28 protein-coding genes and 1 pseudogene are annotated in these 26,998 nt (G+C 68.7%); 19 read left to right on the top strand and 10 right to left on the bottom strand.

The features are described from left to right. Positions 1–143: 143 nt before the first annotated feature. Positions 144–440 (bottom strand): WhiB family transcriptional regulator, encoded by a 297-nt coding sequence (locus tag ACWGE0_RS14460; RefSeq protein ID WP_452261354.1) that lies wholly within the window; start codon positions 438–440, stop codon positions 144–146. Between the two features lie 168 nt (positions 441–608). Here ACWGE0_RS14460 and ACWGE0_RS14455 point away from each other — a divergent pair. The 6 genes and pseudogenes from ACWGE0_RS14455 to ACWGE0_RS14430 all read left to right on the top strand — a co-directional run. After that, positions 609–854, top strand: a pseudogene (locus ACWGE0_RS14455) (MerR family transcriptional regulator); the annotation flags it as partial. A gap of 105 nt (positions 855–959) precedes the next feature. Continuing rightward, positions 960–1,559 (top strand): hypothetical protein, encoded by a 600-nt coding sequence (locus ACWGE0_RS14450; RefSeq protein ID WP_452261402.1) that lies wholly within the window; start codon positions 960–962, stop codon positions 1,557–1,559. A gap of 12 nt (positions 1,560–1,571) precedes the next feature. Then, entirely contained in the window at positions 1,572–2,465 is an 894-nt protein-coding gene (locus tag ACWGE0_RS14445) for a hypothetical protein (protein ID WP_452261353.1), read from the top strand. An 81-nt stretch (positions 2,466–2,546) separates the two neighbouring features. Then, complete coding sequence (locus ACWGE0_RS14440; RefSeq protein ID WP_030471988.1) at positions 2,547–3,143, top strand: response regulator transcription factor; 597 nt, start codon at positions 2,547–2,549, stop codon at positions 3,141–3,143. Positions 3,144–3,453: 310 nt separating this feature from the next. Further along, positions 3,454–4,026 carry a sigma-70 family RNA polymerase sigma factor gene (locus ACWGE0_RS14435; protein ID WP_319967421.1) on the top strand — a complete coding sequence of 191 codons (573 nt, stop codon included), beginning with the start codon at positions 3,454–3,456 and terminating at the stop codon, positions 4,024–4,026. Continuing rightward, positions 4,027–4,908, top strand: coding sequence for an anti-sigma-D factor RsdA (locus tag ACWGE0_RS14430; RefSeq protein WP_452261352.1), 882 nt, complete (start codon positions 4,027–4,029; stop codon positions 4,906–4,908). A 225-nt stretch (positions 4,909–5,133) separates the two neighbouring features. On the opposite strand, the gene ACWGE0_RS14425 is transcribed toward ACWGE0_RS14430, so the two are convergent. Further along, a complete protein-coding gene (locus ACWGE0_RS14425; RefSeq protein WP_452261351.1) occupies positions 5,134–5,517 on the bottom strand; it encodes a DUF5319 domain-containing protein in 384 nt (127 codons plus the stop codon). Positions 5,518–5,661: 144 nt separating this feature from the next. Between ACWGE0_RS14425 and guaB the strand changes: the two genes are divergently transcribed. The 8 genes from guaB to ACWGE0_RS14385 all read left to right on the top strand — a co-directional run bounded on the left by guaB (position 5,662) and on the right by ACWGE0_RS14385 (position 13,632). Beyond that, positions 5,662–7,173 (top strand): IMP dehydrogenase, encoded by a 1,512-nt coding sequence (guaB, locus tag ACWGE0_RS14420; RefSeq protein WP_452261350.1) that lies wholly within the window; start codon positions 5,662–5,664, stop codon positions 7,171–7,173. A gap of 57 nt (positions 7,174–7,230) precedes the next feature. Continuing rightward, the gene (locus ACWGE0_RS14415; RefSeq protein WP_452261349.1) at positions 7,231–8,364 is read left to right on the top strand and encodes a GuaB3 family IMP dehydrogenase-related protein; all 1,134 of its coding nucleotides are present in this window, start codon (positions 7,231–7,233) and stop codon (positions 8,362–8,364) included. 60 nt (positions 8,365–8,424) lie between these two features. Beyond that, on the top strand, positions 8,425–8,772 hold the full coding sequence (locus tag ACWGE0_RS14410; RefSeq protein ID WP_452261348.1) for a hypothetical protein: 348 nt from the start codon (positions 8,425–8,427) through the stop codon (positions 8,770–8,772). 39 nt (positions 8,773–8,811) lie between these two features. Next, on the top strand, positions 8,812–9,033 hold the full coding sequence (locus tag ACWGE0_RS14405) for a hypothetical protein (RefSeq protein ID WP_452261347.1): 222 nt from the start codon (positions 8,812–8,814) through the stop codon (positions 9,031–9,033). A 54-nt stretch (positions 9,034–9,087) separates the two neighbouring features. After that, entirely contained in the window at positions 9,088–9,447 is a 360-nt protein-coding gene (locus tag ACWGE0_RS14400; protein ID WP_452261346.1) for a type II toxin-antitoxin system prevent-host-death family antitoxin, read from the top strand. A gap of 283 nt (positions 9,448–9,730) precedes the next feature. After that, the gene (locus ACWGE0_RS14395) at positions 9,731–11,407 is read left to right on the top strand and encodes an FAD-dependent oxidoreductase (protein ID WP_452261345.1); all 1,677 of its coding nucleotides are present in this window, start codon (positions 9,731–9,733) and stop codon (positions 11,405–11,407) included. A gap of 12 nt (positions 11,408–11,419) precedes the next feature. Further along, positions 11,420–12,379: an MBL fold metallo-hydrolase gene (locus ACWGE0_RS14390; protein ID WP_452261344.1), complete on the top strand. Its 960-nt coding sequence runs from the start codon at positions 11,420–11,422 to the stop codon at positions 12,377–12,379. Further along, positions 12,376–13,632 (top strand): FAD-dependent monooxygenase, encoded by a 1,257-nt coding sequence (locus tag ACWGE0_RS14385; RefSeq protein WP_452261343.1) that lies wholly within the window; start codon positions 12,376–12,378, stop codon positions 13,630–13,632. Before ACWGE0_RS14390 ends, ACWGE0_RS14385 begins: the two co-directional genes overlap by 4 nt. On the opposite strand, the gene ACWGE0_RS14380 is transcribed toward ACWGE0_RS14385, so the two are convergent. Next, entirely contained in the window at positions 13,623–15,068 is a 1,446-nt protein-coding gene (locus tag ACWGE0_RS14380; RefSeq protein WP_452261342.1) for an aldehyde dehydrogenase family protein, read from the bottom strand. The two genes, ACWGE0_RS14385 and ACWGE0_RS14380, sit on opposite strands and share 10 nt — an antisense overlap. A gap of 9 nt (positions 15,069–15,077) precedes the next feature. Beyond that, on the bottom strand, positions 15,078–15,746 hold the full coding sequence (locus ACWGE0_RS14375) for an aminoglycoside phosphotransferase family protein (protein ID WP_452261341.1): 669 nt from the start codon (positions 15,744–15,746) through the stop codon (positions 15,078–15,080). Between the two features lie 19 nt (positions 15,747–15,765). Here ACWGE0_RS14375 and guaA point away from each other — a divergent pair, with 19 nt between their 5' ends. Then, on the top strand, positions 15,766–17,325 hold the full coding sequence (guaA, locus tag ACWGE0_RS14370; protein ID WP_452261340.1) for a glutamine-hydrolyzing GMP synthase: 1,560 nt from the start codon (positions 15,766–15,768) through the stop codon (positions 17,323–17,325). A 45-nt stretch (positions 17,326–17,370) separates the two neighbouring features. Here the strand turns inward: guaA and ACWGE0_RS14365 are convergent, their stop codons facing one another. After that, on the bottom strand, positions 17,371–17,574 hold the full coding sequence (locus ACWGE0_RS14365; protein ID WP_319967434.1) for a hypothetical protein: 204 nt from the start codon (positions 17,572–17,574) through the stop codon (positions 17,371–17,373). Next, entirely contained in the window at positions 17,567–18,739 is a 1,173-nt protein-coding gene (locus tag ACWGE0_RS14360; RefSeq protein WP_452261339.1) for a PspC domain-containing protein, read from the bottom strand. Before ACWGE0_RS14360 ends, ACWGE0_RS14365 begins: the two co-directional genes overlap by 8 nt. 108 nt (positions 18,740–18,847) lie before the next feature. On the opposite strand from ACWGE0_RS14360, the gene ACWGE0_RS14355 reads away from it, so the two are divergent. Genes ACWGE0_RS14355 through ACWGE0_RS14345 form a run of 3 tightly spaced genes read left to right on the top strand, consistent with a single transcriptional unit; the run spans position 18,848 to position 21,295 of the window. After that, complete coding sequence (locus tag ACWGE0_RS14355) at positions 18,848–20,041, top strand: ATP-binding protein (RefSeq protein WP_452261338.1); 1,194 nt, start codon at positions 18,848–18,850, stop codon at positions 20,039–20,041. Beyond that, a complete protein-coding gene (locus ACWGE0_RS14350) occupies positions 20,038–20,688 on the top strand; it encodes a response regulator transcription factor (RefSeq protein WP_319967437.1) in 651 nt (216 codons plus the stop codon). Before ACWGE0_RS14355 ends, ACWGE0_RS14350 begins: the two co-directional genes overlap by 4 nt. Positions 20,689–20,704: 16 nt before the next feature. After that, entirely contained in the window at positions 20,705–21,295 is a 591-nt protein-coding gene (locus ACWGE0_RS14345; RefSeq protein WP_452261337.1) for a hypothetical protein, read from the top strand. Here ACWGE0_RS14345 and ACWGE0_RS14340 read toward each other — a convergent pair. From ACWGE0_RS14340 to ACWGE0_RS14330, 3 genes are all read right to left on the bottom strand, one after another. Further along, positions 21,279–22,571 (bottom strand): serine/threonine-protein kinase, encoded by a 1,293-nt coding sequence (locus tag ACWGE0_RS14340; RefSeq protein ID WP_452261336.1) that lies wholly within the window; start codon positions 22,569–22,571, stop codon positions 21,279–21,281. The two genes, ACWGE0_RS14345 and ACWGE0_RS14340, sit on opposite strands and share 17 nt — an antisense overlap. Before the next feature lie 266 nt (positions 22,572–22,837). Next, positions 22,838–23,257: an SsgA family sporulation/cell division regulator gene (locus ACWGE0_RS14335; protein ID WP_452261335.1), complete on the bottom strand. Its 420-nt coding sequence runs from the start codon at positions 23,255–23,257 to the stop codon at positions 22,838–22,840. Between the two features lie 121 nt (positions 23,258–23,378). Then, positions 23,379–24,305, bottom strand: a complete 927-nt coding sequence (locus ACWGE0_RS14330; protein ID WP_452261334.1) for a DMT family transporter — start codon at positions 24,303–24,305, stop codon at positions 23,379–23,381. 81 nt (positions 24,306–24,386) lie between these two features. Between ACWGE0_RS14330 and ACWGE0_RS14325 the strand changes: the two genes are divergently transcribed. After that, a complete protein-coding gene (locus tag ACWGE0_RS14325; protein WP_452261333.1) occupies positions 24,387–25,289 on the top strand; it encodes a LysR family transcriptional regulator in 903 nt (300 codons plus the stop codon). A gap of 18 nt (positions 25,290–25,307) precedes the next feature. On the opposite strand, the gene ACWGE0_RS14320 is transcribed toward ACWGE0_RS14325, so the two are convergent. Next, entirely contained in the window at positions 25,308–26,939 is a 1,632-nt protein-coding gene (locus ACWGE0_RS14320) for a serine/threonine-protein kinase (RefSeq protein WP_452261332.1), read from the bottom strand. Positions 26,940–26,998: the final 59 nt, after the last annotated feature.

The following is a 26,998-nucleotide window of genomic DNA, read 5'->3' as shown; positions in this document are numbered from 1 at the left end:
AAATGAATCGCGAGTTCGTGTCGGTCGTCCGGCCACCGCTTCGGCCCGAATCGCCTTCGGCGGTTGACCCGAAGAGGTGACCGGACGACCGACTTGAAGACGAACTCGCCGCCGTCTGCGAAGCAGCGGCCATCGAACACTGTCTAGACAATTGCCAATTGGCGTTTGCGCGACTTGATGATGTGGTCGCGCTCAGATTCCGATAGCCCGCCCCAAATTCCGTACGGTTCCTGCACGGCGAGCGCATGCCTGCGGCACATCTCCAGCACCGGGCAGGCGAGGCAGACTGCCTTGGCTCGAGCTTCCCGACGAGATCTCGCCGGACCCCGTTCACCGTCGGGGTGGAAGAAGAACGCGCTGTCCATGCCCCGGCACGAACCGCGCATCTGCCAGTCCCACAGGTCTGCGTTGGGACCGGGGAGCCTTCGGGTGTCCGCCATCGAGACCGCCTCCGTGATGACTGCTCCATTCGGCTTAATGATGATCCACCGTAGAACCGCTTCAAAACTTGTTCAAGAGGCTGAAGACCCTTATCAACTGATGGGTGACGGCACGCGTGTTCGATCACTCACCGCCCGGAGTTGCCGCCCGGATGAGGTGAACGGAACATGGCTCTCGTGATGACACCGCCGGAGATCGGATCGCCCGGTAGTCACACGGGTGAGCCCCTCCTCTCGGTGGCCGCGGTGGCGAGGCGACTCGGCGTGGCTCCCGCCACCCTGCGCACCTGGGATCGCCGCTACGGCCTGGGGCCTAGCGGTCACATGACCGGTCGCCACCGCAAATACGGGCCCCTTGACGTGGCCCGTCTGGAATTGATGCAGCGCGCTCTTCTTCGTGGCGCCTCATCGGCGGAGGCCGCCCGTTTCGCGCTCGACTCGAAATCGTCGATGACGCACGGCGAGGTCCCTGCCGCCCCATCGGGTGGTCGTGGTCTCAAATTGCCGGGAGCGTCTCGATTGGCGCGCGGACTCGGCCGGGCGGCGGTCGCGATGGACTCGATCGCCGTGCAGGGAATGCTCGCGGATTCGCTGGCGTCCGACGGGGTGATCGCCACCTGGAACGAGGTCGTGCGCCCGGTGCTGACGGCCGTGGCCGCGCGCTGGCAGCTGTCCGGCACCGGGGTGGAGGTGGAGCACCTGCTCAACGAGTGCGTGCTCGCCGCGTTCGTGCGTGCGACACCGCTCGTCACGCATGGGCGCAACCATCGGCCCGTGTTGCTGGCGTGCATGCCGGAGGAGAGGCACAACCTTCCGCTCTATCCGTTGGCCGCCGAGCTGGCGCATCGCGGCGTGGTCGTCCGGCAGCTCGGTGCGGCGTTGCCCCTGGACGCCCTTGCTGCGGCTGTACGGCGTACTGCGCCCGCCGCGGTGGTGCTGTGGGCGCAGCTGCCCCGGTACGCCGATCCGGGGGTGATCTCCGCATTGCCGCGCACTCGCCAGCAGGTGCGGCTGTTCGTGGGCGGGCCCGGATGGCGGCGGGGCGTGGTGACGGCGCCGGCCGAGCGGGTCGAGGACCTCGCGGACGCCGTGGCCGCCGTCGAGGCCGCGGTCACCTGACAGACTTCCCCGGTGGAAGAGGAGCTGCGCCGCGCCGCCTTCGGTGACTCACCTGATCGCGACGTCTGGGGCGCGCTGGCGTCCTCCAACTCACGGGTGCGCTGGCTCGCCGCTGTCGTCCTGGGTGGTCAGGGCCACTACGCCGCCGCGGCCACCGTGCTGGATGCGCTGCGTCACGACCCCGACCCGGTGATCGCCTCCCTGTCCCTCTCCACTCGCGCGTCGCACCACCGCCAGTTGGGTGGGCACGTGGCGGCGCGGGCGCTGGACGGCCTGGCGCTCGCGCGTGTGCGGACCACGGCCGGTGGCGACCCGGACGGGATCGACGCTCGGGGCGCCCGGACGGACGCTCTGCTGGGGCTCGCCGCCGATTCGCTGGGTGCACAACGCCTGAACGAGGCCCGCAGGTTGCTCGCACGAGTTGAGACGGACTCGTGGAGGAGTGAAGTGCGCCGGGGATGGGTAACCGCAGAGATTGAGCTCGCGTCCGGCCAAGCGCACGCCGCGGTGGCCCCGGCGGAGCATGCGTACGGCGTAGCGACGAGCAGAAAGGCACTGCGCCACGAACTCAAGTCGGCACTCGTTCTGGGTACCTCGTTGGTCGTGTGGGGGACACCCGACGGCCTGAACCGAGGGGTTGAACTAGTCGAGTGTGAGCTAAATCACAGTGCCAGGAAGAAGCTTCATCCGTTGATCTGGCCGAGCGCTCTCGTCCTGGCGGGCCATGCCCCCACGGTGGGCGCAGTCGCCATCGACCGGGCGACGGAGGCTCTGAGCTGCGTGTTACGGAGCGCTGATCCCGTCAGCCGTCAGGTCGCCCTTGATTCCCCGTGGGTGCCGAGTGGGCTGCTCCGTTCCGGGGAACCCCCGAACGCAGACCCTCAGACGAACTTCTTGACGGATTAAGCACCGGATCGTGTCAAGGTTGGGCCACCAGCGTCCGATAGGGGAGATGGAACGTCACTCGGCTGCAGGAAAGGAGTCCCCGTGACCACGGTCCTTATTTGCGACGACCGGCGCAGTGTGCGGGAGGGTCTCACCCGCGTGATGTCGGCTGTCCCCGGGGTTAGCCGCATCGACTGCGTAGCGCACGGTGACGAGTTGTTGGCTCGCTTTTCAAGGCAGCCGGTCGACGTCGTCCTGGTGGGAACCCAGCGCGCCGTCCCGACCGGGGTTGAAGCTACCCGTCGGCTCGTCTCCGCCAACCCGCAGGCAAACGTCATCGTCTTCGGCGCACCCGACGACGCCGGGAGCATCGCCGCGGCGATCGCCGGCGGTGCCCGTGGCTACCTGAGGTGGGACGCGTCGCGTCCCGAGCTTGTGGCAGCCCTCGCGCACACGCTCGCCAGCACCTCGGTGCCGGCGCCTCGTCAGCCCTCCGACCCCGGCGTGCAGCTCACGGAGCGCGAGCTCCAGGTGCTGCGAGGCATGAGCCAGGGCAAGAGCAACGGCCAGATCGGCCGCGAGCTCTACCTGTCGGAGGACACGGTGAAGACGCACGCTCGTCGTCTCTTCCGCAAGCTCGGTGTTCGTGACCGCGCTCAGGCGGTCGCGCACGGCTTCCGGCGAGGCCTGGTTCAGTAGTAGTTCTCGCCGCACCGGCCCCTCGTCCTCATATGCCCCATGTGAGGACGAGGGGCCGGTGGCGTGAGGCGGCTCACCCGCTCTGCACGGGGTGGTTCTGCGAGGCACACAATTAGCCCAGCCCGGTGACGATGTCGCCGGGCTTGAGCCGTTCGGCGTGTCGGCTGGTCACACGGGGTGTCCATAGCCCCCTGATGAACAGAAGGCCTGGAGACCGGTACGGTGAGAGCTGCTGTTTCGGGTCGCCGTGAGTGACTCGTGTTGTTCTGTGTCGGTACGCCAACAAGTAACACCAGGGCTGTTGTCTGCGATGACCAACTTGGGGGACGGACTGGACGCCGAAGTGGGCGCGGCCGTCGACGGCGACCGTGCCGCGATCGAACGCCTGCTGGCCTCCATTCGTCCTCTTGTGGTGCGGTACTGCCGCGCCAGAGTTGGACGGCAGGAACGAAGCTTCGCTTCGGCGGACGATGTGGCCCAGGAGGTGTGTCTCGCGGTGCTCACGGCATTGCCCAGCTACCGCGACCAGGGTCGGCCCTTCCTCGCGTTCGTTTACGGGATCGCGGCGCACAAGGTTGCCGATGCACATCGGTCTGCCGCCAGGAACCGGTCCGAACCCGTTCCCGAAGTTCCCGACGCGCCGGAGACCGAAGCTGGTCCCGAGCAACGAGCGATGCAGGGCGAACTCTCCGACCGGATGGCTGTACTACTGCGTGTCCTGCCGGAGAAGCAGCGGGAGATCCTGCTGTTGAGGGTGGTGGTCGGGCTCTCCGCCGAGGAAACTGCCGAGGCGGTCGGTTCGACGCCGGGTGCGGTCCGGGTGGCGCAACACCGTGCGCTGGCTCGGCTCCGCAAGTCGCTGGCAGCGGAGGAGGTGGTCTGAGTGGCCGACGAACACGGAAAGGACGACGAGCAAGTGCGCGGACAGGACGATAGAGCCCCGCACGAACCCGTCGCAGACGATCTTTCGGCTGTACAGGCCGATGACAGGCTGCTGGACGCATTGGGGTCCGCGACTCCAGGTGCGGCCGGCTCCCTGGTCGACGACGAGCTGAACGCGTTGCTGCTCGCATGGCGCAACGAGGTGGAGACCGAGCCCTTCGGCGAACTGGTCGACACCGACACCGCCATCGCCACGATCCAGGCTGCCCGCCCGCAGCCGGTCAGCAGGCACCGCTTCCTGATCCCCCTGGCAAGCGCCGCGGCGGTACTGGCCATCGCCTTCACCGGCATGAGCCTGGTCGCCCGGGACGCCCAGCCGGGCGACGCGCTGTGGGGCCTGACGCGAGTGCTCTACTCCGAGCACGCCAAGTCGATCGAGGCGGCCGCCATCGTGCGCAACGACCTCGACTCCGCGCGTCTCGCCCTGCGCGAGGGCAAGGTGACCGAGGCCCGCGAGAAGCTCGACAAGATCGGCGCCAGCCTCGAGTCCGTCTCGACGGCCGACGGCAAGGCCCAGCTCGAGGAGAAGCACAAGGAGCTCGAAAAGGAGCTCGACACCAACACCTCGGCCACGCCTCCGACGACGACCCCGCCGGTGACGCAGCCGAGCGAGTCGACCAAGCCCTCGACGCCGTCCTCGACGCCGTCGACCGAGCCGTCGACCACCCAGCCCTCGGTGACGCCGTCGTCGGAGACCCCTCCGCCGCCGAACCCGACGTCGAACGCCGAGCCGCCCCCACCGCCTCCCGCCGATCCCAACACTCCGGCGTCTGGTTCCCCAGGCGTCAACGGTGAGGCCACCGGGGAGACCGGTTCCAACTGAGACGCAGTGTGAACGGCCCCTGATCCTTCGAGGTCAGGGGCCGTTCACATGCTCAGGCGTTCACACGTCGGGTGGAATGTGACCGGTGTGGTCCGTGAGACCCACTTGGCGGTGGCTGACGCCGTGGACGGTTCGTTCGCCCAGCCGCCCGCCGCGCGTCCTCCCCGGCAGGTGCGCCGAATCACTTCGAGACCTCGGCCACCGGTTCGTGTCGCGATCGGGCGGTCAGCGGGCCGATTCGGTCGCCGTCACGCCGTCCGCGTACCCCCGGCAGTACTCCCAGCTGACGTACGAGCCGGGGTCCGGGTCGAAGGCAGGCTCGTGCGGCCTCATCCGGCCGTCGGCGAGGAGCTGTTCGAGTGAGGCTCGCAACAGTGCCCAGTCGTGGTAGTGCGGTTCCTGGCACTCGCCGCAGTCCACGACGATGCCGCGCACCCCGCGGTGTTCGAGCAGCGCTTGGTAGACGGCGAGGTCGCTCAGGTCGCTGACCAGCTCCGCTCGTTCGTCTTCGTCCATCGGGGGATGGTCGTGGTCCGGCTCACCCAGAGTGAGTGAGGGGTCCTCGGGGTCCCCCTCGAAGGGGTCTGGAGGCAACGCGTCGTGCGGCACGACCCCGCACGGTACCCGCCGTACCCCCGAGGCCGTCCAGATACCATGGGCAGCACCGCCTCCGCCTGCGGAAACTGGACCCGCAGGACTCCAAACAGGGCAAGCGGAGCGCAGACCCGCACGACGGAAGGCAAGTCACCCGCTATGACCAGCGAGCTCAACGCTGACGGAGTCCCGAGCAAGTTCGCCATGCTGGGACTGACCTTCGACGACGTGCTCCTGCTGCCTGCCGAGTCCGACGTCGTTCCCAGTGGCGTCGACACGAGCACCAGGATCTCGCGCAACATCACCCTCAGGATTCCGCTGGCCAGCGCCGCGATGGACACGGTCACCGAGGGCCGGATGGCGATCTCGATGGCGCGTCAGGGCGGCATCGGCGTGCTGCACCGCAACCTGAGCATCGAGGACCAGGCCCGTCAGGCCGAGACGGTGAAGCGTTCGGAGGCCGGCATGGTCACCGACCCGGTCACCTGCTCGCCGGACGCCACGCTGGCCGAGGTGGACGCGCTGTGCGCCCGCTACCGCATCTCCGGTGTGCCGGTGACCGACGCGAACAACAAGCTGGTGGGCATCATCACGAACCGCGACATGCGGTTCGAGCTCGACCACAGCAAGCGTGTGAGCGAGGTCATGACCAACGGCCCGCTGGTCACCGCGCAGGTCGGGGTGTCGGCGGAGGCCGCGCTGGGGCTGCTGCGCCGGCACAAGGTCGAGAAGCTGCCGATCGTCGACGGTGACGGCAAGCTCAAGGGCCTGATCACGGTCAAGGACTTCGTGAAGACCGAGCAGTACCCGATGGCCACCAAGGATCCGGACGGCCGCCTGCTCTGCGCCGCCGCCGTGGGCGTGGGCGAGGACTCGTTCGTGCGCGCGATGACGCTGGCGGAAGCGGGTGTCGACGTGCTGATGGTCGACACGGCGCACGGCCACTCGCGCGGCGTGCTGGAGATGGTCGCCCGCATCAAGAAGGAGCTCGGCGACTCGGCGGACGTCGTCGGCGGCAACGTCGCGACGCGTGCCGGTGCCCAGGCGCTGGTGGACGCGGGCGCGGACGGCGTGAAGGTCGGCGTCGGCCCCGGCTCGATCTGCACCACGCGCGTCGTCGCCGGTGTCGGTGTGCCGCAGATCTCCGCGATCTACGAGGCCTCCCTCGCCTGCCGCCCGGCCGGCGTGCCGGTGATCGGTGACGGTGGCATCCAGTACTCCGGCGACATCGCCAAGGCCATCGCGGCCGGCGCGTCCGCCGTGATGCTCGGCTCGCTGCTCGCGGGCACCCAGGAGGCGCCCGGCGACCTGATCCTGGTCAACGGCAAGCAGTTCAAGACCTACCGCGGCATGGGCTCGCTGGCCGCGATGCAGTCGCGTGGCGAGAACAAGTCGTTCTCGAAGGACCGCTACTTCCAGGACGACGTGCTCAACGAGGACAAGCTGGTCCCCGAGGGCATCGAGGGCCGCACGCCGTTCCGCGGCCCGTTGTCGCAGGTCGTGCACCAGCTCAACGGCGGCCTCCGTGCGGCCATGGGCTACACGGGTTCGCACACGATCGCCGAGCTGCAGAACCAGCAGCTCGTGCGGATCACCGCGGCGGGCCTGAAGGAGAGCCACCCGCACGACATCACGATGACCGTCGAGGCCCCGAACTACACCACCCGTTAGGGTTTCGCGGGCCGTTTCGTCGGCCCGTCGTTCAAGAGCTCTGGAGAGGAACCACAGGTGCGCGATCTGGTCGAGATCGGCATGGGCCGGACCGCGAGGCGGGCCTACGAGCTGGACGACATCGAGATCATCCCGTCGCGTCGCACGAGGTCGTCCAAGGACGTCTCCACGACGTGGCAGATCGATGCCTACCGCTTCGACATCCCGCTGATCACCCACCCGACCGACGCGATCGTGTCGCCGGGCACGGCGGTCGCGGTAGGCGAGCTGGGCGGTCTCGGCGTGCTCAACGCCGAGGGTCTCTGGGCACGGCACGGCGACGTGGACGAGGCGCTGTTCCGCCTGGTCCAGGCGACCGAGGACAACGACGACCCGGCGGCGGCCGTGAAGGTGCTGCAGGAGCTGCACGCCGCGCCGCTGCGGATGGACCTGATCGCCGAGGCGGTCAAGCAGATCCGCGAGTCGGGCGTCACCGTGGCGGTCCGCGTCAGCCCGCAGCGCGCTGCCGAGCTGACCCCGGACCTGCTGGCCGCGGGCGTCGAGATCCTGGTCGTGCAGGGCACGATCATCTCGGCCGAGCACGTGTCGCGTGACGGCGAGCCGCTGAACCTCAAGTCGTTCATCGCGGACCTCGACATCCCGGTGATCGCCGGCGGTGTGGGCGACTACCGCACCGCCATGCACCTGATGCGCACCGGCGCGGCGGGCGTGATCGTCGGCTACGGCTACACGCCCGGCGTCACCACCACCGACAACGTGCTGGGCATCGGCGTGCCGATGGCCACCGCGATCGCCGACGCCGCGGCCGCGCGCCGCGACTACCTCGACGAGACCGGCGGCCGCTATGTGCACGTCATCGCCGACGGCGGTGTCACGACCTCCGGCGACGTGGCGAAGTCCATCGCCTGCGGTGCCGACGCCGTGATGCTGGGCGAGCCCCTCGCCGCCGCGACCGAGGCACCGGGCCAGGGCCTGTACTGGACGGCAGCGTCCGCGCACCCGTCGGTTCCGCGCAGCCTGGTCGCCGACGCCGTGGACCAGGAGCTCGACCTGCGCCAGCTGCTGTTCGGCCCGTCCGCCGACCCGCGCGGCGTGACGAACCTGTTCGGCGCCCTGAAGAGGGCCATGGCCAAGACCGGTTACTCCGACCTCAAGGAGTTCCAGAAGGTCGGCCTGACCATCCGCGGCTGAACCTGATCAACCAAAAGGGCGCGTTCCGGTTGGGACGCGCCCTTCTGCTTTGCTGGCACAGTGCCGCTCGTCGAGATCACTTACGCACCCCACGTCCGTCACACAGTGCTGAAGGAACTCGCCGCGATGCTCCCGCACGCCGTGTCGGTGGCCGTCGAATGCCCGGAGGAGCCCTACGACGGCGACCTCCGGCCCGGCGACGTGGAACTGCGCTTCCGCCCGCGCGGCCCGTTCGACGTGAGCGGCATGGACATCGTTGTCGAGGTCCGCTCCAAGTGGTTCGAGAGCCGCGCCGCCAACCGCCAGCACCGCGTCGACACCCTCTGCAAAGCTATCGCCGACTCCACCAACCTCGCTGAAGTGGGCGTATACCTGAGCCTGCCGATCGCTGCCTGGGCGCAGAGCTGATCTTGCAACCGAACGACTACCCCGCGCGTCCTCTTGAGCGTGGAATTGGATGCCTTGTTCGGTGGCGGCGACAGCAGTGTGGACACGGTCGACGAACCGGAGATCGACGAAGTACCCGATGACCTGGCGGAAGAGCCTGCGGACGAGCACGCGGACGGCATCGGGTGGAAGGTCCTGGCCCTGTTCATCTGCGGTGGTCTGGTGATCACAGCGCTGGTCGTGGCCTTCATGGTGTGGGTGATCGAGGGTCTGGTCCTCTGAGGCGACGGGTGCGCCTGCCCGCGCACCCTCGCTCTTCTGTCTAGATTTCTGCGCATGGACGCACTCAACGAGGTTCGCGAGTTGACCGTCGCGGAAGCCGCGAAACGCGGGGTCGCCGGCCTGGTGTCCGACGCCGAGCGCGGTCGTCCGGTGGTCATCACCCGTCGCGGCCGCCCTGTCGCTGCCGTCGTTGCGATGAGCTGCCTGGCGGAGATCGACGAAGCGACGGCCGATCTGAGGGATCTGGCGCTCGTGCTCGCGCGGTCGGCCGCAGACTCGGGCCGACGCACCTCCTTCGAGGACGTGCTGGCAGCGGTGGAGAACGGCGATGGAGCTGCAGGCCTGCCCAGAGGCCTCCGAGGAGATCTGGATTCTGCCCGCCAACCCGGACGCGTGGAATCCACTCAGCGATGAGTTGACTGGGTTCCACGAGCTGGCGGCGGGCGTCGTCACCGTGGCGGACGACGAATTCATGCTGACCAGATTGGAAGATTCAGGTCCCGTGGCGCGAAACGTAGTCGCCGACGGAGCTCCGGTGTGTGAGTCGGTACCGGACTGGCCAGCGCGGCGACCTGTGCGCACCGCTGGCGTTCCGCTGGATCAGAAGAACCGCTGGACGTCCTTCATCAGTTCTCCTCCGCCCTCTGAACCGATCGGGGACTAGGCGTTACCGGAAGTAACGCCTACTCTCCGATCCATGGGTGAACTCGCCGGTAACTTCGATGTCGTCATCGTCGGCTCCGGGTTCGGTGGCAGCGTGGCCGCGCTCCGCCTGACCGAGAAGGGATACCGCGTCGCGGTGCTGGAGGCGGGGCGCAGGTTCGCCGACGACGAGTTCGCCAAGACCAGCTGGGACCTGCGCAAGTATCTGTGGGCGCCGCAGCTCAAGTGCTTCGGCATCCAGCGCATCCACACGTTGCGCAACGTCATGGTGCTGGCTGGTGCGGGCGTTGGTGGCGGCTCTCTTGTGTACGCGAACACGCTGTATCGGCCGCTCAAGCCGTTCTACGAAGACCGGCAGTGGGCGCACATCACCGACTGGCAGGACGAGCTCGAGCCGTTCTACGACCAGGCGAGCCGGATGCTGGGTGTGGTCACGAACCCCACCACGACGCCGAGCGATGTCGTCATGCAGAAGGTCGCGAAGGACATGGGCGTCGAGGACAGCTATCACGCCACGCCCGTCGGCGTTTTCTTCGGTGAGCCGGGCAAGAAGGCCGACGACCCCTACTTCGGTGGTGCCGGGCCGGAACGCACCGGGTGCACCGAGTGCGGCAGTTGCATGTCCGGGTGCCGGGTCGGGGCCAAGAACACGCTGGTCAAGAACTACCTCTACCTCGCGGAGAAGCTGGGTGCCAAGGTCTTCCCGCTGACGACGGTCACCAAGCTCAACGACAACAACGGCAGCTGGTCCATCGAGACCAGGATGACCGGGGGCAAGGCCACCAGGACCTTCACCGCGGACCAGGTGGTGGTGGCCGCCGGCACGTGGGGCACCCAGCAGCTGCTGCACAAGGCGAAGGCGACGACGCTGCCGAAGATCTCACGAAAGCTCGGCGAACTGACGCGCACCAACTCCGAGTCGATCATCGGGGCCGCGCGGTACACGGTCGACCCCGACAACGACTTCACGCAGGGTGTGGCGATCACCAGTTCCATCCACCCGGACGAGATCACGCACATCGAGCCGGTCCGGTACGGCAAGGGCAGCAACGCCATGGGCATGCTGCAGACCCTGGCCACGGACGGCGCGGCGAGCACGCCGCGGTGGTTGCAGTTCATCAAGCAGGCGATCCGGCACCCGCTGCGGCTGTTGCGGCTGCTCAGCGTGCACCGGTGGAGCGAGCGGACGGTGATCCTGCTGGTGATGCAGAGCCTGGACAACTCCATCACCACGTACCTCAAGCGCGGCAAGCTCACCAGCAAGCAGGGGCACGGCGAGCCGAACCCGGCGTTCATCCCGGCCGGTCACGAGGCGAACCTGTTGGCCGCCAAGCACATCGACGGCATGGCCGGCGGTACCTGGGGCGAGCTGTTCAACATCCCGCTGACCGCGCACTTCATCGGCGGTTGTGCGATCGCGGCGACCGAGAACGATGGCGTGATCGACCCCTACCACCGCGTTTTCAACTACCCCGGACTGTCCGTTGTGGACGGTGCGGCGATCAGCGCGAACCTCGGCGTGAACCCGAGCCTCACGATCACCGCGCAGGCCGAACGGGCGTTCTCGCTGTGGCCGAACAAGGGCGAGCAGGACCAAAGGCCGGAGCAGGGTCAGCCGTACAAGAGGATCAACCCGACGAAGCCGAAGAACCCGGCGGTGCCCGACCAAGCTCCAGCCGCATTGCGGTTGCCGATCGTGAAGGCGTCCTGACACGGTGTAGGCATGGCCAAAAAGCCTTTTGCCTCCAGCGCCGACCTCGGGCCCAAGGACGAGGTCTTCGTCGAGCTCGCCGAGGGCGTCTACACCCTGACCGCCGAAGGCGACCCCAACGTCGCGGCCATCGAGGCCGAGGACTTCCTGATCTGCTTCGAAGCGCGCGCCACACCCGCGGCGGCGCGTCGATGGCTCGCGGAGCTGCGCAAACACACCAAGAAGCCCGTCCGGTACCTCGTGCTCAGCCACTACCACGCCGTGCGGACGCTCGGCGCCAGCGCGTTCGACGCCCAGGAGATCGTCGCGCACGAGATGACGCGCGTGCTGATCGCCGAACGCGGGCAGCAGGACTGGGAGAGCGAGTACGGCCGCATGCCGCGGCTCTTCGAGCAACCCGAGGAGATCCCGGGGCTGACCTGGCCGACGCTCACGTTCTCCGACCGCATGACGATCCCGCTCGGCGACGAACGCGGCGACCTCGTCCTCCAGCACCTCGGGCGCGGGCACACGGCCGGCGACATCGTGGCGTGGCTGCCGCAGCAGCGCATCCTCTTCGCCGGTGACCTGGTCGAGTCGCAGGCCGCGCTCTACACCGGTGACGCGTTCCACGACGAGTGGGCGACGTCCACTTTGGACGAAGTCGAGGACCTGGGTGCCGAGGTTCTCGTCGGCGGGCGCGGCAAAGTCGCCCGCGACCGGTACGAGGTCGAGGCGGCCATCAACCAGAGCAGGCACTTCCTCAACGAACTGCGCCGCACCGTCGGTGGCGTGCACGGTGAGGGCGGCACGCTCAAGCAGGCCTTCGAGCTGGCGCACAAGACCCTCGAGGGCCGCTACGGGCGTTGGCCGATCTTCGAGCACTGCCTGCCGTTCGACGTGAAGCGCTACTGGGACGAGTGTGACGGCAAGGACTGGCCGGAGATCTGGACCGCCGAACGCGACCGCGCCGTCTGGGACGCCCTGCAATGAGCCCGGTGCTCGTCGTCGGTGCGGGACCGGTCGGGCTCGCCGCCGCGCTGTTCCTCGCGAGAGCCGGCGTGCCGAGCATCGTCCTGGAAGCCCAGGAACAGCGTGCGACGGCGGGCAGCCGCTCGATCTGCGTCCAGCGGGACGTGCTGGAGATCCTGGAACGCGTCGGCGTCGGGCAGGCCGTCGCCGACGCCGGCGTCACCTGGTACACCGGCCGCACCTATCACCGCGACCGCGAGGTGCTGACCCTGACCTTCCTCGAGGCCAAGGGTTTCCCGCCGTTCGTGAACACCCCGCAGACCGTCGTGGAACAGCTGCTGGAACAACGCGTCCGCGCCGAGCCGTTGATCGAACTCCGCTACGGCCACGCGCTCACCACGCTGACCCAGGACGACGAAGGAGTGTCCACAAAGGATGGAATTCGGGCCACCCACTGCATCGCCGCTGACGGCGTGCACTCGACGGTCAGGCAGCTCCTGGACATCCCGTTCGAGGGCTTCTCGTTCGACGACAGGTTCATCATCGCCGACGTCCGCGTCGACCTGGACTTCGAGACGCCTGAACGCCGCTTCTACTTCGATCCGCCGTGGAACCCTGGCCGTCAGGTTCTCCTGCACCCGCAACCGAAGGGTGTCTGGCGAATCGACTGGCAGGTCGCCGAAGACGTCCAGCTCACCGACGACCACATCCGCGCGATCGTCGGCGACAAGCCCTACGAGGTCGTCTGGCAGTCCACCTACCGCTTCCACCAGCGCCGCGCGAAAACCCTGCGCCAAGGCCGGATTCTGCTGGCCGGCGACGCGGCACACGTCATGAGCCCGTTCGGCGCCCGCGGCCTGAACTCCGGCATCTGCGACGCCGACAACGCGGCCTGGAAGATCGCCGCGGACCGCAAAGGCGAGGCAGGCCCGCATCTGCTGGCCTCCTACGACGTCGAACGCGGTGCCGCAGCCGACGAGAACCTCCGCATCACCGGCGACACCATGCGTTTCCTCGTGCCCGGTAACGAAGAAGAGCGCAACGCACGGCAGAAAGCACTCGAATCCGGCGTGGGCATCGACTCGGGCAAGCTCTTCACGCCGTTCGCCTACACCGACTCGCCACTGACCACCGACGGCGGCGAGCTGATCGCGGGATCACGCGCCGCCGGACCGGGGTTCACGGTCGCGGACGGGCGCGTGATCAGACCGGACGGCCATGTCGCCGGCGACGACGATCCCGCTGTGAGACGCCGGGCGCTCGGTTACAGCTGAATCCCCGTCAGCACGGTCACGCGTTCCTCGGTGAAGTCCTCCATCGCCGACCGGACACCCTCACGCCCGGTGCCCGACCCCTTCACGCCGCCGTAAGGCATCTGGTCCGCGCGGTACGACGGCACGTCACCGATGATCACGCCGCCGACCTCGAGCTCGGCGGCTGCCTCGAACGCCACCTGCACGTCCCGCGTGAACACCCCGGCCTGCAGTCCGTACTTGGTGTCGTTGGCCTGCGCGAACGCGTCCTGCACGCCGTCCGCGACGGACACCACGAGCACCGGCCCGAAGATCTCCTCGGTCCACAGCTTGGCGTCGGACGGCACGTCGGCCACGACGGTCGGCTCGACCGTCGTCCCGGTCCGCTTGCCGCCGAGCAGCACCCGCGCGCCCGCGTCGGCGGCCATCTGGACCCACTCCTCGACGCGCCGGGCGTTGTCCTCGTCGATCAACGGCCCGACCTCGACCTCGGGGTCGTGCGGGTCGCCGGTCTTCAACGCACCGACGGCGTCGACCAGCTTCGGCACGAACTCGTCGGCGACCGAGCGGTCCACGATCACCCGCTGCACCGCGATGCACGACTGCCCGGCCTGGTAGTTGCCGAACGTCGCGATGCGCTGCGCCGCGTGGTCGAGGTCCGTCCAATCGGGACAGATGATCGCGGCCGCGTTGGAACCCAGCTCCATCACGACGTGCTTGCGCGGCGCGGCTTCCATCAGCGACCAGCCGACCTTCGTCGAGCCGGTGAACGAGATGACCGGCAGCCGCTCGTCGCGAACCAGCGCGTCCATGTCCTTGCCGCGCACGGGAAGGATCGAGAACACGCCCTCCGGCAGGTCGGTCTCGGCCAGGACCTCGCCCAGCAGCAACGCGGAAAGCGGCGTGGCGGAAGCGGGCTTCACGATCACCGGCGCACCCACCGCGAGCGCCGGGGCGACCTTGTGCGCCACCAGGTTCAGCGGGAAGTTGAACGGCGCCACGGCCAGCACCGGGCCGCGCGGGACGTGCCGGACGATCGCCATCCGCCCCACGCCACCGGCCTCGGTGTCGAGCCGCTGCAGGCCACCGGTGAACCGGCGGGCCTCCTCGGCGGCGAACCGGAAGGTGTTGACCGCGCGGGAAACCTCGATCTCTGCCCACTTGAGCGGTTTGCCGTTTTCAGCGGTGATCGTCTCGGCGATCTCCTCCGCGCGTTCGGCCAGCGTCCGCGACACCTGCAGCAACGCCTCGGCACGCACGTGCGCGGGTGTTCGCCGGAACTCCTTGGCCACCGACGCGGCCGCGGCCACCGCACGTTCCACCTGATCTCTGCCCGGCACGGCGACCGAGGCGACCTCGGTGCCGTCGAACGGGTGGAGGACCTCTAACGCCTGCTCGCCCTGCTCGGGGCGGCCGGCGACCCAGCACGGCCTGGGTAGCGGTGTGAACGCGTCCATAGGATCACGTTAAGCCCTATTGGCCTGCACGTACTCGATGAGTCCCAGGTAGTAGTCGTCGTGATGCTCCGCGCGTTGGCGCACGAACGCCGGATGCTCGCGAATCGTGCGGATCATGTCCTCCAGCCGGATCAACACGTGCTCGGCGTTGTACGCACACCCGTAGGCCTCGCAGAACAGCCGAGCACGGCGTTCGCGCTCATCCGGCAGTCCCAGCACGAACTGGATGAGAGCCCAGCTGACGTCCCACCAGCGCGGACCCGGATGAGCGGAGTCGAAGTCGAACACGCCCACCGGCAAGCCGTCGCGGTAGACCGTGTTGTACGGCGCGAAGTCGCCGTGCAACACCACCTCGACCGGTTCCCTGGCGGCGTGCTGCCACCCGTCCCGCACGCCCACCAGATCGAGCGTCGCGTCGTGCAGCTTCCGCAGCATCAACGCCGACTCGACCAGCGACGCGTCGTCGGACGGGAACACGTGGCCAACGTCACCGGGCAGGTAGCTGAGCAGCTCGTGCTCCTCGTCCAGCCCGAGCGGGACCGGCGCGATCCCCAGTGGTGCCAAGTGCCGCAGCAAATCGTGCACCCGCGGCGCCCACGGCCCCGCCGGTCGCCGGACCGCGTCACCCACCCTGAACACCTGGTTCAGCCCGCCACCGGTCAGCAGTTCACCGTCCACGCATGAGATCCTTGGTGGCGTGTCCGACACCAGCAACCGCCCTGTTCTCGTCGTCGACTTCGGCGCCCAGTACGCGCAGCTGATCGCCCGCCGCGTGCGTGAGGCCCAGGTCTACTCCGAGGTGGTCCCGCACACCGCGACGGTGAGCGAGATCCTCGACAAGAACCCGCTGGCCATCGTTCTGTCCGGTGGCCCGTCGAGCGTCTACGCGGAGAACGCGCCGCAGGTCGACCCGAAGCTGTTCGAGACCGGCGTCCCGGTCTTCGGCATCTGCTACGGCTTCCAGGCGATGGCGCGCGCACTTGGCGGCGCAGTTGAACAGACCGGCACCCGCGAGTACGGCCGCACGGACCTGAGCGTGCCGGTCGAGGGTGGCGCGCTGCACCAGGAGCTGCCCGCGAGCCACCCGGTGTGGATGAGCCACGGCGACGCCGTCACGAAGGCGCCCGAGGGCTTCACCGTCACCGCGACCAGCGAGGGCGCCCCGGTCGCCGCGTTCGAGGACACCGAACGTCGTTTCGCCGGCGTGCAGTACCACCCCGAGGTGCACCACTCGCCGCACGGCCAGGAGGTGCTGCGCCGGTTCCTGCACGACATCGCGGGCATCCGTCCGCAGTGGACGACGTCGTCCATCGTGGACGAGCAGGTCACCCGGATCCGCGAGCAGATCGGTGACGGCAAGGCGATCTGCGGCCTGTCCGGCGGCGTCGACTCCGCCGTGGCCGCCGCGCTGGTCCAGAGGGCCATCGGTGACCGTCTCACCTGCGTCTTCGTCGACCACGGCCTGCTGCGCGCCGGCGAGCGCGCCCAGGTCGAGCGCGACTACGTGGCCGCCACGGGCATCAACCTGGTGACCGTCGACGCCCGCGAGCGGTTCCTCAACGCTCTCGCCGGTGTCACGGACCCGGAGGAGAAGCGCAAGATCATCGGCCGCGAGTTCATCCGCGTGTTCGAGCAGGCGGAGCGCGACCTCAAGGCCGAGGGCGACTACCGCTTCCTGGTGCAGGGCACGCTCTACCCGGACGTCGTCGAGTCCGGCGGCGGCTCGGGCACCGCGAACATCAAGTCGCACCACAACGTCGGCGGCCTGCCGGACGACCTGCAGTTCGAGCTGGTCGAGCCGTTGCGCGCGCTGTTCAAGGACGAGGTGCGCCGGGTCGGCACCGAGCTGGGCCTGCCGGAGACGATCGTGCAGCGCCAGCCGTTCCCCGGCCCCGGCCTCGGCATCCGGATCATCGGCGCGGTCGACCAGGAACGGCTCGACACGCTGCGCCAGGCCGATGCCATCGCCCGCGAGGAGCTGACCGCGGCGGGGCTGGACCGCACGATCTGGCAGTGCCCGGTCGTGCTGCTGGCGGACGTCCGCAGCGTCGGCGTGCAGGGTGACGGCCGGACCTACGGGCACCCGATCGTGCTGCGCCCGGTGTCGTCAGAGGACGCCATGACCGCGGACTGGACCCGCCTGCCGTACGAGGTGCTGGAGCGGATCTCGACCCGGATCACGAACGAGGTGGCCGAGGTCAACCGCGTGGTGCTGGACGTGACGTCCAAGCCGCCGGGCACCATCGAGTGGGAGTAGAGACGCCAAAGCGAAAGGCCCCGGTCAGCTGACCGGGGCCTTTCACTATTCGGAGCGCCCTCGCCGGCGCAGCGAGTTGGTCAGCAGGACCACACCCACCAGGATCGCCGTTCCCCCGAGCGCCCACCGGAAGTCGAACCAGAAGAGGCCGTTGCTCAGGATGTAGGCCGCCATCAGCAGGCCGCCGATCCCGAAGACCATCCCGATCACGTCGATCCCCCTGCGGACCGACGGTTCGTGTTCAGCCACGGAGCACCTTGACCTCTCCGACGTTCGACTGAACGTCCAGCTCGATCTTCAAGCCACCCTCGCCGTTGTCGCCGAGGTCCGTGCCCTCGACCTGCACCGAGCTGCCCTCCGCCCTCCGGTCGAGGCAGTTGAGCTCGCCGATGGACGAGGCCTCGCACTTGAACGTCACGTCGGCGTTCTTCGGCACGTGCACGACCAGTTCGCCGAGCTCCGCCTCCAGCGTGGTCTTCACCGAACCGGAGTCCGGCAGCTCCCGCAGGTCGAGCATCACGCTGCCGACGCTGATCTCGTACCTGTCCTTGACCTCGGCAACGGCCTTCGGCGTTGCTTTGAGGTCACCGAAGTCGTTGGGGCCGTCGAAGCTGATCGTCGTCATGCCGAAACCGACCACGGACAGCGGGACCAGCAGCCAGATCAGGCCGCGCCCGCCTCCAGCGAACGACCCGAGCAGCAGACCCGCCGCCAGCACCGCGACCAGCAGGCCGATGACGTGCGGAATCGTGAACCACGGCGCCCAGATCCCGGCGATCGCGGACCCGGCGACCACCATCGTCGCCACGCCCAGCGTCATCAGACCCACGCGAGGCCTGCGCGGCCGGGGTGCCGGTGGCTGCGGCCTCGGCGTCGGCTCCGGCAGGTCCCACGCGAACGGGGCGGCCCCGAGCGGGTCCCAGGCCGGTGCCCCCGGCACCGGTGGCGTCAGCGGCGTCTCGGGGAGCGTCGCGGCCGGCTGCAGGTGCCCACGGTTCTTCTGCAGCAGGTAGATGCACGCGAGCGCCGCGGCCAGCGTCACGACGACCTGGAACCCGCCGCTGCCGAACGTGAAGGCCAGCGCGGGGAACATCAGGAACCCCAGCAGCACGGTCTGCCCCTGGTTCATGGAGCTGTGGCCCTTGCTGAGCAGCGACTCCAGCGGAGCGACCTCGTCCCCCTCCTCCGGCAGCAGCAGCCAGCCGGCCAGGTAGAGCGGCACTCCGACGCCGCCCGACAGCGCGAGGGCCACGAACGCGATCCGCACGATCACCGGATCGATCTGGAAGCGCATGGCGATCCCGGTGGCGACGCCGCCGAGCTTGCGCCCTGCACGAGGCCGCACCGGACGGTGGGCCCAGAACTCTCTGAGCGTGTCCGCCACGCCCTGCAATGTCTTCTCAGTCCCGCTCACGATGACAAGGTTGCGCTGTCACGCCTGGAACCACATCAGGGACCAGCCCTGATTCACGGAACCGGGGTCATCCCTGATGAACAACCGGAGAGGACGTGTGACGATCGGATGGTGAGTGCACGCATTGAGCCGATGCGCCGTCGACGCACCGGCCGGGTGGTCGCGGGCGTCGCGAGCGGACTGGCGGACCACCTCGGTGCCCCCGTCTTCTGGGTGCGCGCGGTTTTCGCCGTGTTCGCCGCCCTGAGCGGGGTCGGGATCATCGCCTACGCGTTGCTGTGGATGTTCGTGCCGCAGTCGACCGTGGCGGAACCGGAGACCGAGAAGGACCGCAAGGAGTGGCAGCAGGCCGTCGGGATGGCCGCGCTGGGCATCGGCGTCGCGGTCTTCACCGGCCTGATCGGCGGCACCTGGAGCGGCTGGATCACCGGCCCGATCGCCGTGGCACTCGTGGGCGCCGCGGTCGTGTGGCGCGAGGCCGACGAGGCACAGCGACGGCGCTGGAAGGACGGGGCGTTCGCGCAGGGGAAGACGGGGATCGTGCGAACGGTGGCGGGAGGCGCGCTGGTCGTGGCGGGTGTCGCCGCGTTCCTCGTCGTCAACGACTCGGTGAAGAACCTCTCGACCGTCGTCCTCTCCGTGCTGGCCACCCTGATCGGTGTCGCGGTCCTGACCGTGCCGCTGTGGATGCGGCTGGTGCGTGACCTGGACACGGAACGGCGTGCGCGCATCCGCACTGAGGAACGTGCCGAGATCGCCGCCCACCTGCACGACTCCGTGCTGCAAACGCTTGCGCTCATCCAGAAGCAGTCCGAGTCGCCGCGCGAGGTGAAGCGACTGGCCCGCAGCCAGGAACGTGAACTGCGCGGCTGGCTCTACGGCCGTGAGGTGGGCGAGCAGCCGACGACCATGAGCATCGCCATCGCGCAGACCTGCGCGGAGGTGGAGGACGGGTTCGCGATCGCCGTGTCCCAGGTCGTGGTCGGCGACTGCGATCTGGAGGACGGCATGTTCGCGTTGATCCAGGCTTCGAAGGAGGCGATGGTCAACGCGGCCAAGCACGCCGGTGTCGGTGAGGTCAGCGTCTACGCCGAGATCGAGCCCGACAAGGTGACCGTGTTCGTCCGCGATCGGGGCAAGGGTTTCGACCCGGACGCGGTGCCGGACGACCGGCATGGCCTTGCGGGCAGCATCCGGGGGAGGATGGACCGGCACGGCGGGGAGGTGCGACTGCGCACGGCTCCGGGAGAGGGGACCGAGGTGCAGCTCGAGATGCCGAGGAAGACGGAGGCCAGGACATGAGCGTCAGGGTGTTCCTGGTGGACGACCACGCGTTGTTCCGCGCTGGAGTGCGGGCAGAGCTCGACACCATCACCGACGCCGTCGAGGTGGTCGGCGAGGCGGGCAGCGTCGGCGAGGCGGTGGCGGGGATCAACCACCACAAGCCGGACGTCGTGCTGCTCGACGTGCACATGCCCGACGGTGGCGGCGCCGAGGTGCTGCGGCAGATCCGCACCAAGATCCCCGAGGTCACGTTCCTCGCGTTGTCCGTCTCGGACGCGGCGGAGGACGTCATCAACGTCATCCGCGCCGGTGCTCGCGGTTACGTCACCAAGACGATCTCCAGCCAGGAGCTGGTCAAGGCCGTCGTGCGGGTGAGCGAGGGCGACGCGGTGTTCTCGCCGCGGCTGGCCGGGTTCGTGCTGGACGCGTTCGCGGACCGGCCGGGTGCCGCGCCGATCAGCGACCCCGAGCTCGACCTGCTGACGCCGCGCGAACGTGACGTCCTGAGGCTGCTGGCCCGCGGTTACGCTTACAAGGAGATCGCGTCCGAGCTGTTCATCAGCGTGAAAACGGTCGAGACGCACGTGTCCAGCGTCCTGCGGAAGACCCAGCTCTCCAACCGGTATGAGCTCTCCCGCTGGGCCACTGATCGCAGACTGGTCTGAAGGGTTCCTGGGGGATTTGATCAAAAAGGTCGCCCGCGGCGCCACCGAAGTGCTGGCTCCGTGGGTCTGGGTGATCTTGCTGCCGTTCGCAGTGGCCGCGGCGACGGAGAATCTTTGGAAGACGCTGCTGTGGGGGTTCGTGGTCGCCGTGACGGCGTCCGTCATCCCGATGGCCGTCATCGTGCGGGGCGCCCGCAGGGGCAAGTGGGACGGCCACCACGTCACGAACCGCGAGGGCAGGCTCGTCCCGCTGGTCACGGCAGGTGCGTCGCTGGCGGCCGGCACGGTGATCATGGTGCTGGGCGACGCGCCGCTGAACATGCTCGCGCTGGCGGGCAGCATGTTCGCCTCGCTGATCGTCAGCATGGCGATCACGTTCGGGCTCAAGTGGAAGATCTCGCTGCACGCCGGGGTCGCGTGGGCCGCCGTGGTGACGCTGACAATCGTCTTCGGGCCGTGGTGGCTGCTTCTCGCGCTGCCCGCGGCCCTGGTGACGTGGTCGCGGGTCGAGCTGGGTGATCACACGACCGGGCAGGTGCTCGGCGGCACGGCGATGGGCGTGATCGTGGGCGGCGGCAGCTTCTGGCTGCTCAGCCAATTTCTGTGATGTTGGCGATCTTCATCTCGTTGTTGACCGCGGCGACCGAGACCTCGACGGTCAGGGGCCGGTGCTCGTTCCGTTCGTTGAGCACGACGAGGTCCACGGTGACGACCCAGTTGGGGCCGTTCGAGCGGACTGGGATGCTCGAGAGGGTGCAATTGACCTTCAGGTAACCGTTCCACCGGTTCACGAAGTCCGCCTCCGGCTCCCGCTGCCGGTCCCACAGGTGCTGCCACGCCTTTTGGGGCTCGCGTGGCAGCAGTGCGTAGTACGCCTCGACGAAGTTGATGGCTTCGCGAGGCTCGAAGTAGCGGACGCTCGCACCGGTGTCGAAACTGCCCTGGTTGGTCGGGCCGCCATTGCCCTGCGTGCCGTTCCAGTACGCGGCGGCCGCGCCACCCCCGACCGCCAGCACGGCGATGACGGAGAGGATCACCAGGATCCGGCGGTTCGGCGGCTTCAGCCTGCGCTGCTTGGGCACGGGGATGGGCAACGGCTGGGAGGGCTGCGGTTCAGCGGCCAGCTCGTCGGCAGCCTCCTGCGCGGTCGGCCGGTCCTTGGGGTCGATCGCGAGCAGACGCGTGAGCAGCGGCGTGAGCTCGCCCGCGTTCTTCGGGTCGCGCAGCTGCCCGCTCGCGGCCCGGTAGATGAGCCCGAAGCTGTTGTCGCTCGGCCCGAAGACGGACTCCCCCTCGATCGCCGTGTACAGCGTCGCGCCGAGGGAGAAGACGTCGGAGGCGGAGTCGGGCTGCTCGCCGCGCGCCACCTCGGGTGCGAGGTAGGCGGGGGTGCCCGAGATCATGCCGGTGTCGGTCATCGTGCCGTCGCCGGTGGCCTTGGAGATGCCGAAGTCGGTGATCTTGACCGTGCCGTCGTGGCCGATCAGGACGTTGCCGGGCTTGATGTCGCGGTGCGCCATGCCCGCGGCGTGCGCGGCGGCCAGCGCCGAGGCGACCTTGGCGCCGATGCTCGCGGCCTGGGCCGGCTTGAGCGGCCCGCGCTCGGCGATCAGCGCCGAGAGGCTGAGCGACGGCAGGTACTCCATGACGATCCACGGCACCTCGTCGTCACTGATGACGTCGAACACCGCGATCGCGTGCGGGTGATGCAGCCTCGCGGCGTTCCGCGCCTCCCGCATCGCCCGCGGATGGTCCCCGGTGAGGAGCTGCTTGGCCGCGACCTCGCGTGCCAGCACCTCGTCCCGTGCCCGCCAGACGACCCCCATCGCACCGCTGCCGATGCGCTCGAGCAGCGTGTAGCGGCCCCCGATGGTGGTTGTCACGCCCACGAGACTAATCAATCCTCGCCATCGGCTCGTGCGGTTCCCGCTCACAGGGTGGTGCAGATCGCTGACGATCCGCGTTCGCCCGGTCGCCGGTGGTGGATCGAACTCTCCGGTGGGGACCCGTGTCCTGCTCGAAGTTCGTGGTGCTCCAGTTCGCCGCCGCTGCCCACAGCGCCGAACACCTCGGTGGCTTCCGGTGACGAGCTGCCGCAAGTCCGGCACCCTCGCCCCGCGCCCGTCAGACCACCTCGGGCACCGCGGGACTAGTCGATCGTCGAGACGAGCTTCTGCAGCTCACGGTCGAAGTCGATCCACAGGTCCTCCTCGCCCGGCTGCACGACGTCGTAGGAGCTGTCCAGGAACGCCGCCACGTCCTCGGCGACGGCACTGAGGATGGCGAACCCGGTCGGCGCGTTCAGCTCGACCAGGACGCGCTCAGGGTCGTCGGACGCGGGACGGACCAGGATGTCGCCCTCGCCGGACGGCGTCAGCAGACCGTCGGCCAGCAGGTCGCGGGCGAACATCCACTCGACGCGGCCGGTGCCCGTGTGGAACACGACGGCGACGGCGTAGGGGTCTTCCGGGTCGTAGACGAGTTCCGCCTCGACCGGCGCGGGTGCGGCACCGGGGGCGAGGAGTTGAAAAGTCGTCCGGGTGGTGACCTTCAGGTTGTCGTTGTTCATGTCGATGTCCTTCCCAGGCTGGTCTCCATGTCCGCTCACAAAGAGGAGACGGCCAACCAGCTCGTTAAGGACGCGATTCGTCTCGGAACCATCCTATTGGGGGAGACGTGCGTCTCACCGTTCAGCGTTTGACCAGGTCGCGTGTCTCGTTTGGTGAGACGGGCTGACCAGCCGCGACCGGTGACTTCCGAGTCAGTGCGACGCCCAGAAGCACCACCAGCATGCCGGCGACGACCCTTGCGTTGAGTTGCTCTCCGAGGAAGATCGCTCCAAGGAGTACCGAGACGACCGGCAGAAGGTAACCGACCGTAGTCGCCGTGGTGGCGCCCTCGTCCGCGATGACGCGGTAGTTGAGGATGAACGCCACGCCGGTGCCGAAGACGCCCAGGATCATCACGGCGACCACGCCGACCCAGTGCAGGTGCACCGGCTCCAGGCCGCCGAACGGCACGGCGAGCACGAGCAGGCCCATGGCCGTGGTCAGCTGCATGGCGGCGAGCTGCGTCGAGGTGGCGCCGGTGTTGACCAGGTAGCGGCCGGCGTAGGTGTAGCCGATGGCGTAGCTCGCGGCGCCGATGAGGCAGAGCACCGCGCCCCAGCTGGCGATGCTGTCGGCCTGCTGCCACGGCGCGAAGATGAGCAGCACGCCCGCGAAGCCGAGCCCGAGGCCGAGCATGCGGACCACGTTGCTGAACTTCTCGGTGCCCAGCACCAGCCCGATGGTCAGGGCGAAGAGCGGCGTCGTGGAGTTGAGCACTCCGGAGACACCGGAGTCGACGGTCTGGCCGCCGAACGCGAAGAGCGTGAACGGGATGGCGCTGCCGAACAGCGCGACGAACAGCATGTGGCCCCAGACCTTGCGCTCACGGGGCAGCGTCATCTTCGCCATGGCGAGCACGACGAACAGCACGGCCGCGCCGAAGAACGTCCGCACGAGCGAGATCTGCAGGGGAGCGAGGCTCCCGAGCGCGAGCTTCATCCACAGGAAGCTGGATCCCCACAGCAGGGCGAGCACGCCCATCCTGATCAACGTTCCGCGTTGGTTCACACATCAACGATGAGTCCTCGGACCCGTAAATACAATTTAATTGTTGTGCATAACCTTTAAGCTCTGCTGTAAGGTTGTGTGATGCTGGACGTGCGGCGCATGCAGGTGCTCAGAGCGGTCGTGACCACGGGTTCCATCACCGCGGCGGCGACGAACCTCGGCTACACCCCGTCCGCGATCTCGCAGCAGGTCGCCGGCCTGGAAAAGCAGGCGGGCCTGCCACTGCTGGAGCGCGTCGGCAGGGGCATCCGGCCCACCGCGGCCGGTCGTCTCCTCACTGAACACGCCGGCCGCCTCGCCGAGCAACTGGCCGAGGCCGAGAGCGCCCTCACCGCGTTGCGCAACGGCTGCGCCGGCAGGCTGCGCGTCCGCTACTTCGCCACGGCCGGAGCCGCCCTCGTGCCGCCCGCCGTGGCCCAGTTCCGCGCCGAACGAGCCGGCGTCGAACTGGACCTGAAGCTGACCGAGCCCACCGACCCGTTCGAGGAACTGGCCGCGGGCCGCGCCGACGTCGCGATCACCGTGCTGGAGCCGGACGAGCCCGCGCCGGAAGGCATGATCGCGCGTCACCTGCTCGCCGACCCGTTCTTCGCCGTCCTGCCGCGCGGCCACGCGTTGTCCCGCAAGCGCGTCATCGACCTCGGCGAACTGGCCGACGAGCCGTGGATTCTCGCGGACTGCGGCGCCACCGGGCCGTGCAAGGACCTCGTGTCGAACGCGTGCGCCGGCGCGGGATTCTCGCCGAAGGTCGCCGTGGAAAGCGACGACTACGCGACCGCGCAGGGATTCGTGGCCGCCGGACTGGGCGTCACCATCATTCCGCGGCTCGGGCTGGGATATGCGCATCCGGGGGTTGTTCTGCGCAAGGTGCGCAATCCCGAGCCGGTTCGGCACATTCACGTCGTTTATCGCGAAGATGCCGCGTGGAATCCTGCCGTGGTGGCGTTGGCCGAAGCACTGGAGAAGGCCGCGCGGGCCTCCTGACCAGCGCTTACTTGCGCTTTAGGCCTGGCCGAGCGACTTGTCGCTGTGCAGCAGGAAGTTCGGGCTGGCCCACTGGAACGAGATACCGCGCCGTTCCGTGGTCTTGCCGCCGCCCTTCTTCGTGTACTCCACGGTGACTTCCCAGTAGAAGCCTTCTTTTTCGCCCGCCTCGATGACCTTGGCTTCCTTCATCCCCGACCAGAAGTTCTGGAAGCCGCTGTAACCGCCGGGGTAGCTGCCCTGGAAGTTCGCGTTGCCCATCTTCCAGGCCTCTTCTGGCGAACTCGGAGCCATGGCGAAGTACTCGTTCAGGAACGAGCGCATGTCGTCGGGAGTGGGCTGGCTCGTCCACTGACCGGCTCTGCCCGCGGATTTGGCCGGCGTCGACGCTTTGGTCTGGCCGCCGTCCTGGGTCTGCTGGGTCGAGGTGTTGGCGCCCGCGTTGTTGTTGCCGCCGTCGCCGCTCTTGTCCGAGATCATGCTCGCGAACATGATGCCGATCACCGCCGCCGCCACGATGGCGAGCGCGGTGTAGATGGTCGACTTCTTGTTCTTCGAGGAGGCCGACGACGCCATCGAGGCCTGCTTCGGGCGCTGCGAGTACTGCGGCGCTGCGGCCGGGCGGTGGTTCGACGGCGGCTGGTGCTGCTGCGAGGCCACGGCGCGCGGCGGGGTGTGCAGGTCCACGCGCGTCGCGTTGGGCAGCGGTGCCTGCTGGGGCGGCAGGGCTCTGGTGGCGGCCTGCTGCTGCGGCTGCTGGATCGGCGCGCCGCGCCACGACGGCGGGTGCGTCGGGGCGACCACTGCGGGGGTGAAGGCGGGTGCGGCCTGGCCGTTCGCGACCGCGGCGAGCGCGTCGCGGGCCTCGGCCATGGTCGGGCGGTCTTCCGGCTCCGCGCGCAGCAGACGCATCAGCAGGGCGGTCAGCGGGCCGGCGTTGCGCGGCGGGTTGACCTTGCCGGACGCGACCTTGTGCAGCAGCGCGATGGTGTTCTCGCTCAGACCGAACGGCGGTTCGCCCTCGATCGCGGCGTAGAGCGTGGAGCCCAGGGAGAACACGTCCGACGGCGAGCCGGGGTCGTAGCCCTTGGCGACCTCGGGTGCGAGGTAGGCAGGGGTGCCGGCGAGCATGCCCGTCGCGGTGACCGTGACGTCACCGGTCGCGCGGGAGATGCCGAAGTCGGTGATCTTGACCGTGCCGTCGTCGCCGAGCAGCACGTTGCCGGGCTTGATGTCGCGGTGCACGATGCCGGCGTTGTGCGCGGCGGCCAGCGCGGAGGCGACCTGCATGCCGATCGACGCCACGTCGCGCGGCGGGAGCGTGCCGCGTTCGGACAGCACCGCCGAAAGGCTCTTGGACGGCAGGTACTCCATGATCAGCCACGGCTGGCTGTCGTCCTCGGCCACGTCGTAGACGGCCACGGCGTGCGGGTGCTGGAGGCGCGCGGCGATCCGGCCCTCGCGCATCGCCCGTCGCTTCGCCTCGTCCGTGTCGGCTTCGGCGAGTCCGGGCTGCAGGAGCAGTTGCTTGACCGCGACGGTGCGGTGCAGGCGTTCGTCGTGTGCCGTCCAGACGACGCCCATGGCGCCGCTGCCGATCCGCTGGCTCAATCGGTAGCGACCAGCGACCAATCGGCCATCGTCGGTCACAGTTGCTCCCCGCTGTGCGGTCACTTGCTCTCTGTTCAACGGCTGATCACACCTTCGGG

This window comes from Lentzea sp. NPDC054927 (assembly GCF_053610285.1).
This window is presented reverse-complemented; position numbering and strand designations above follow the sequence as displayed.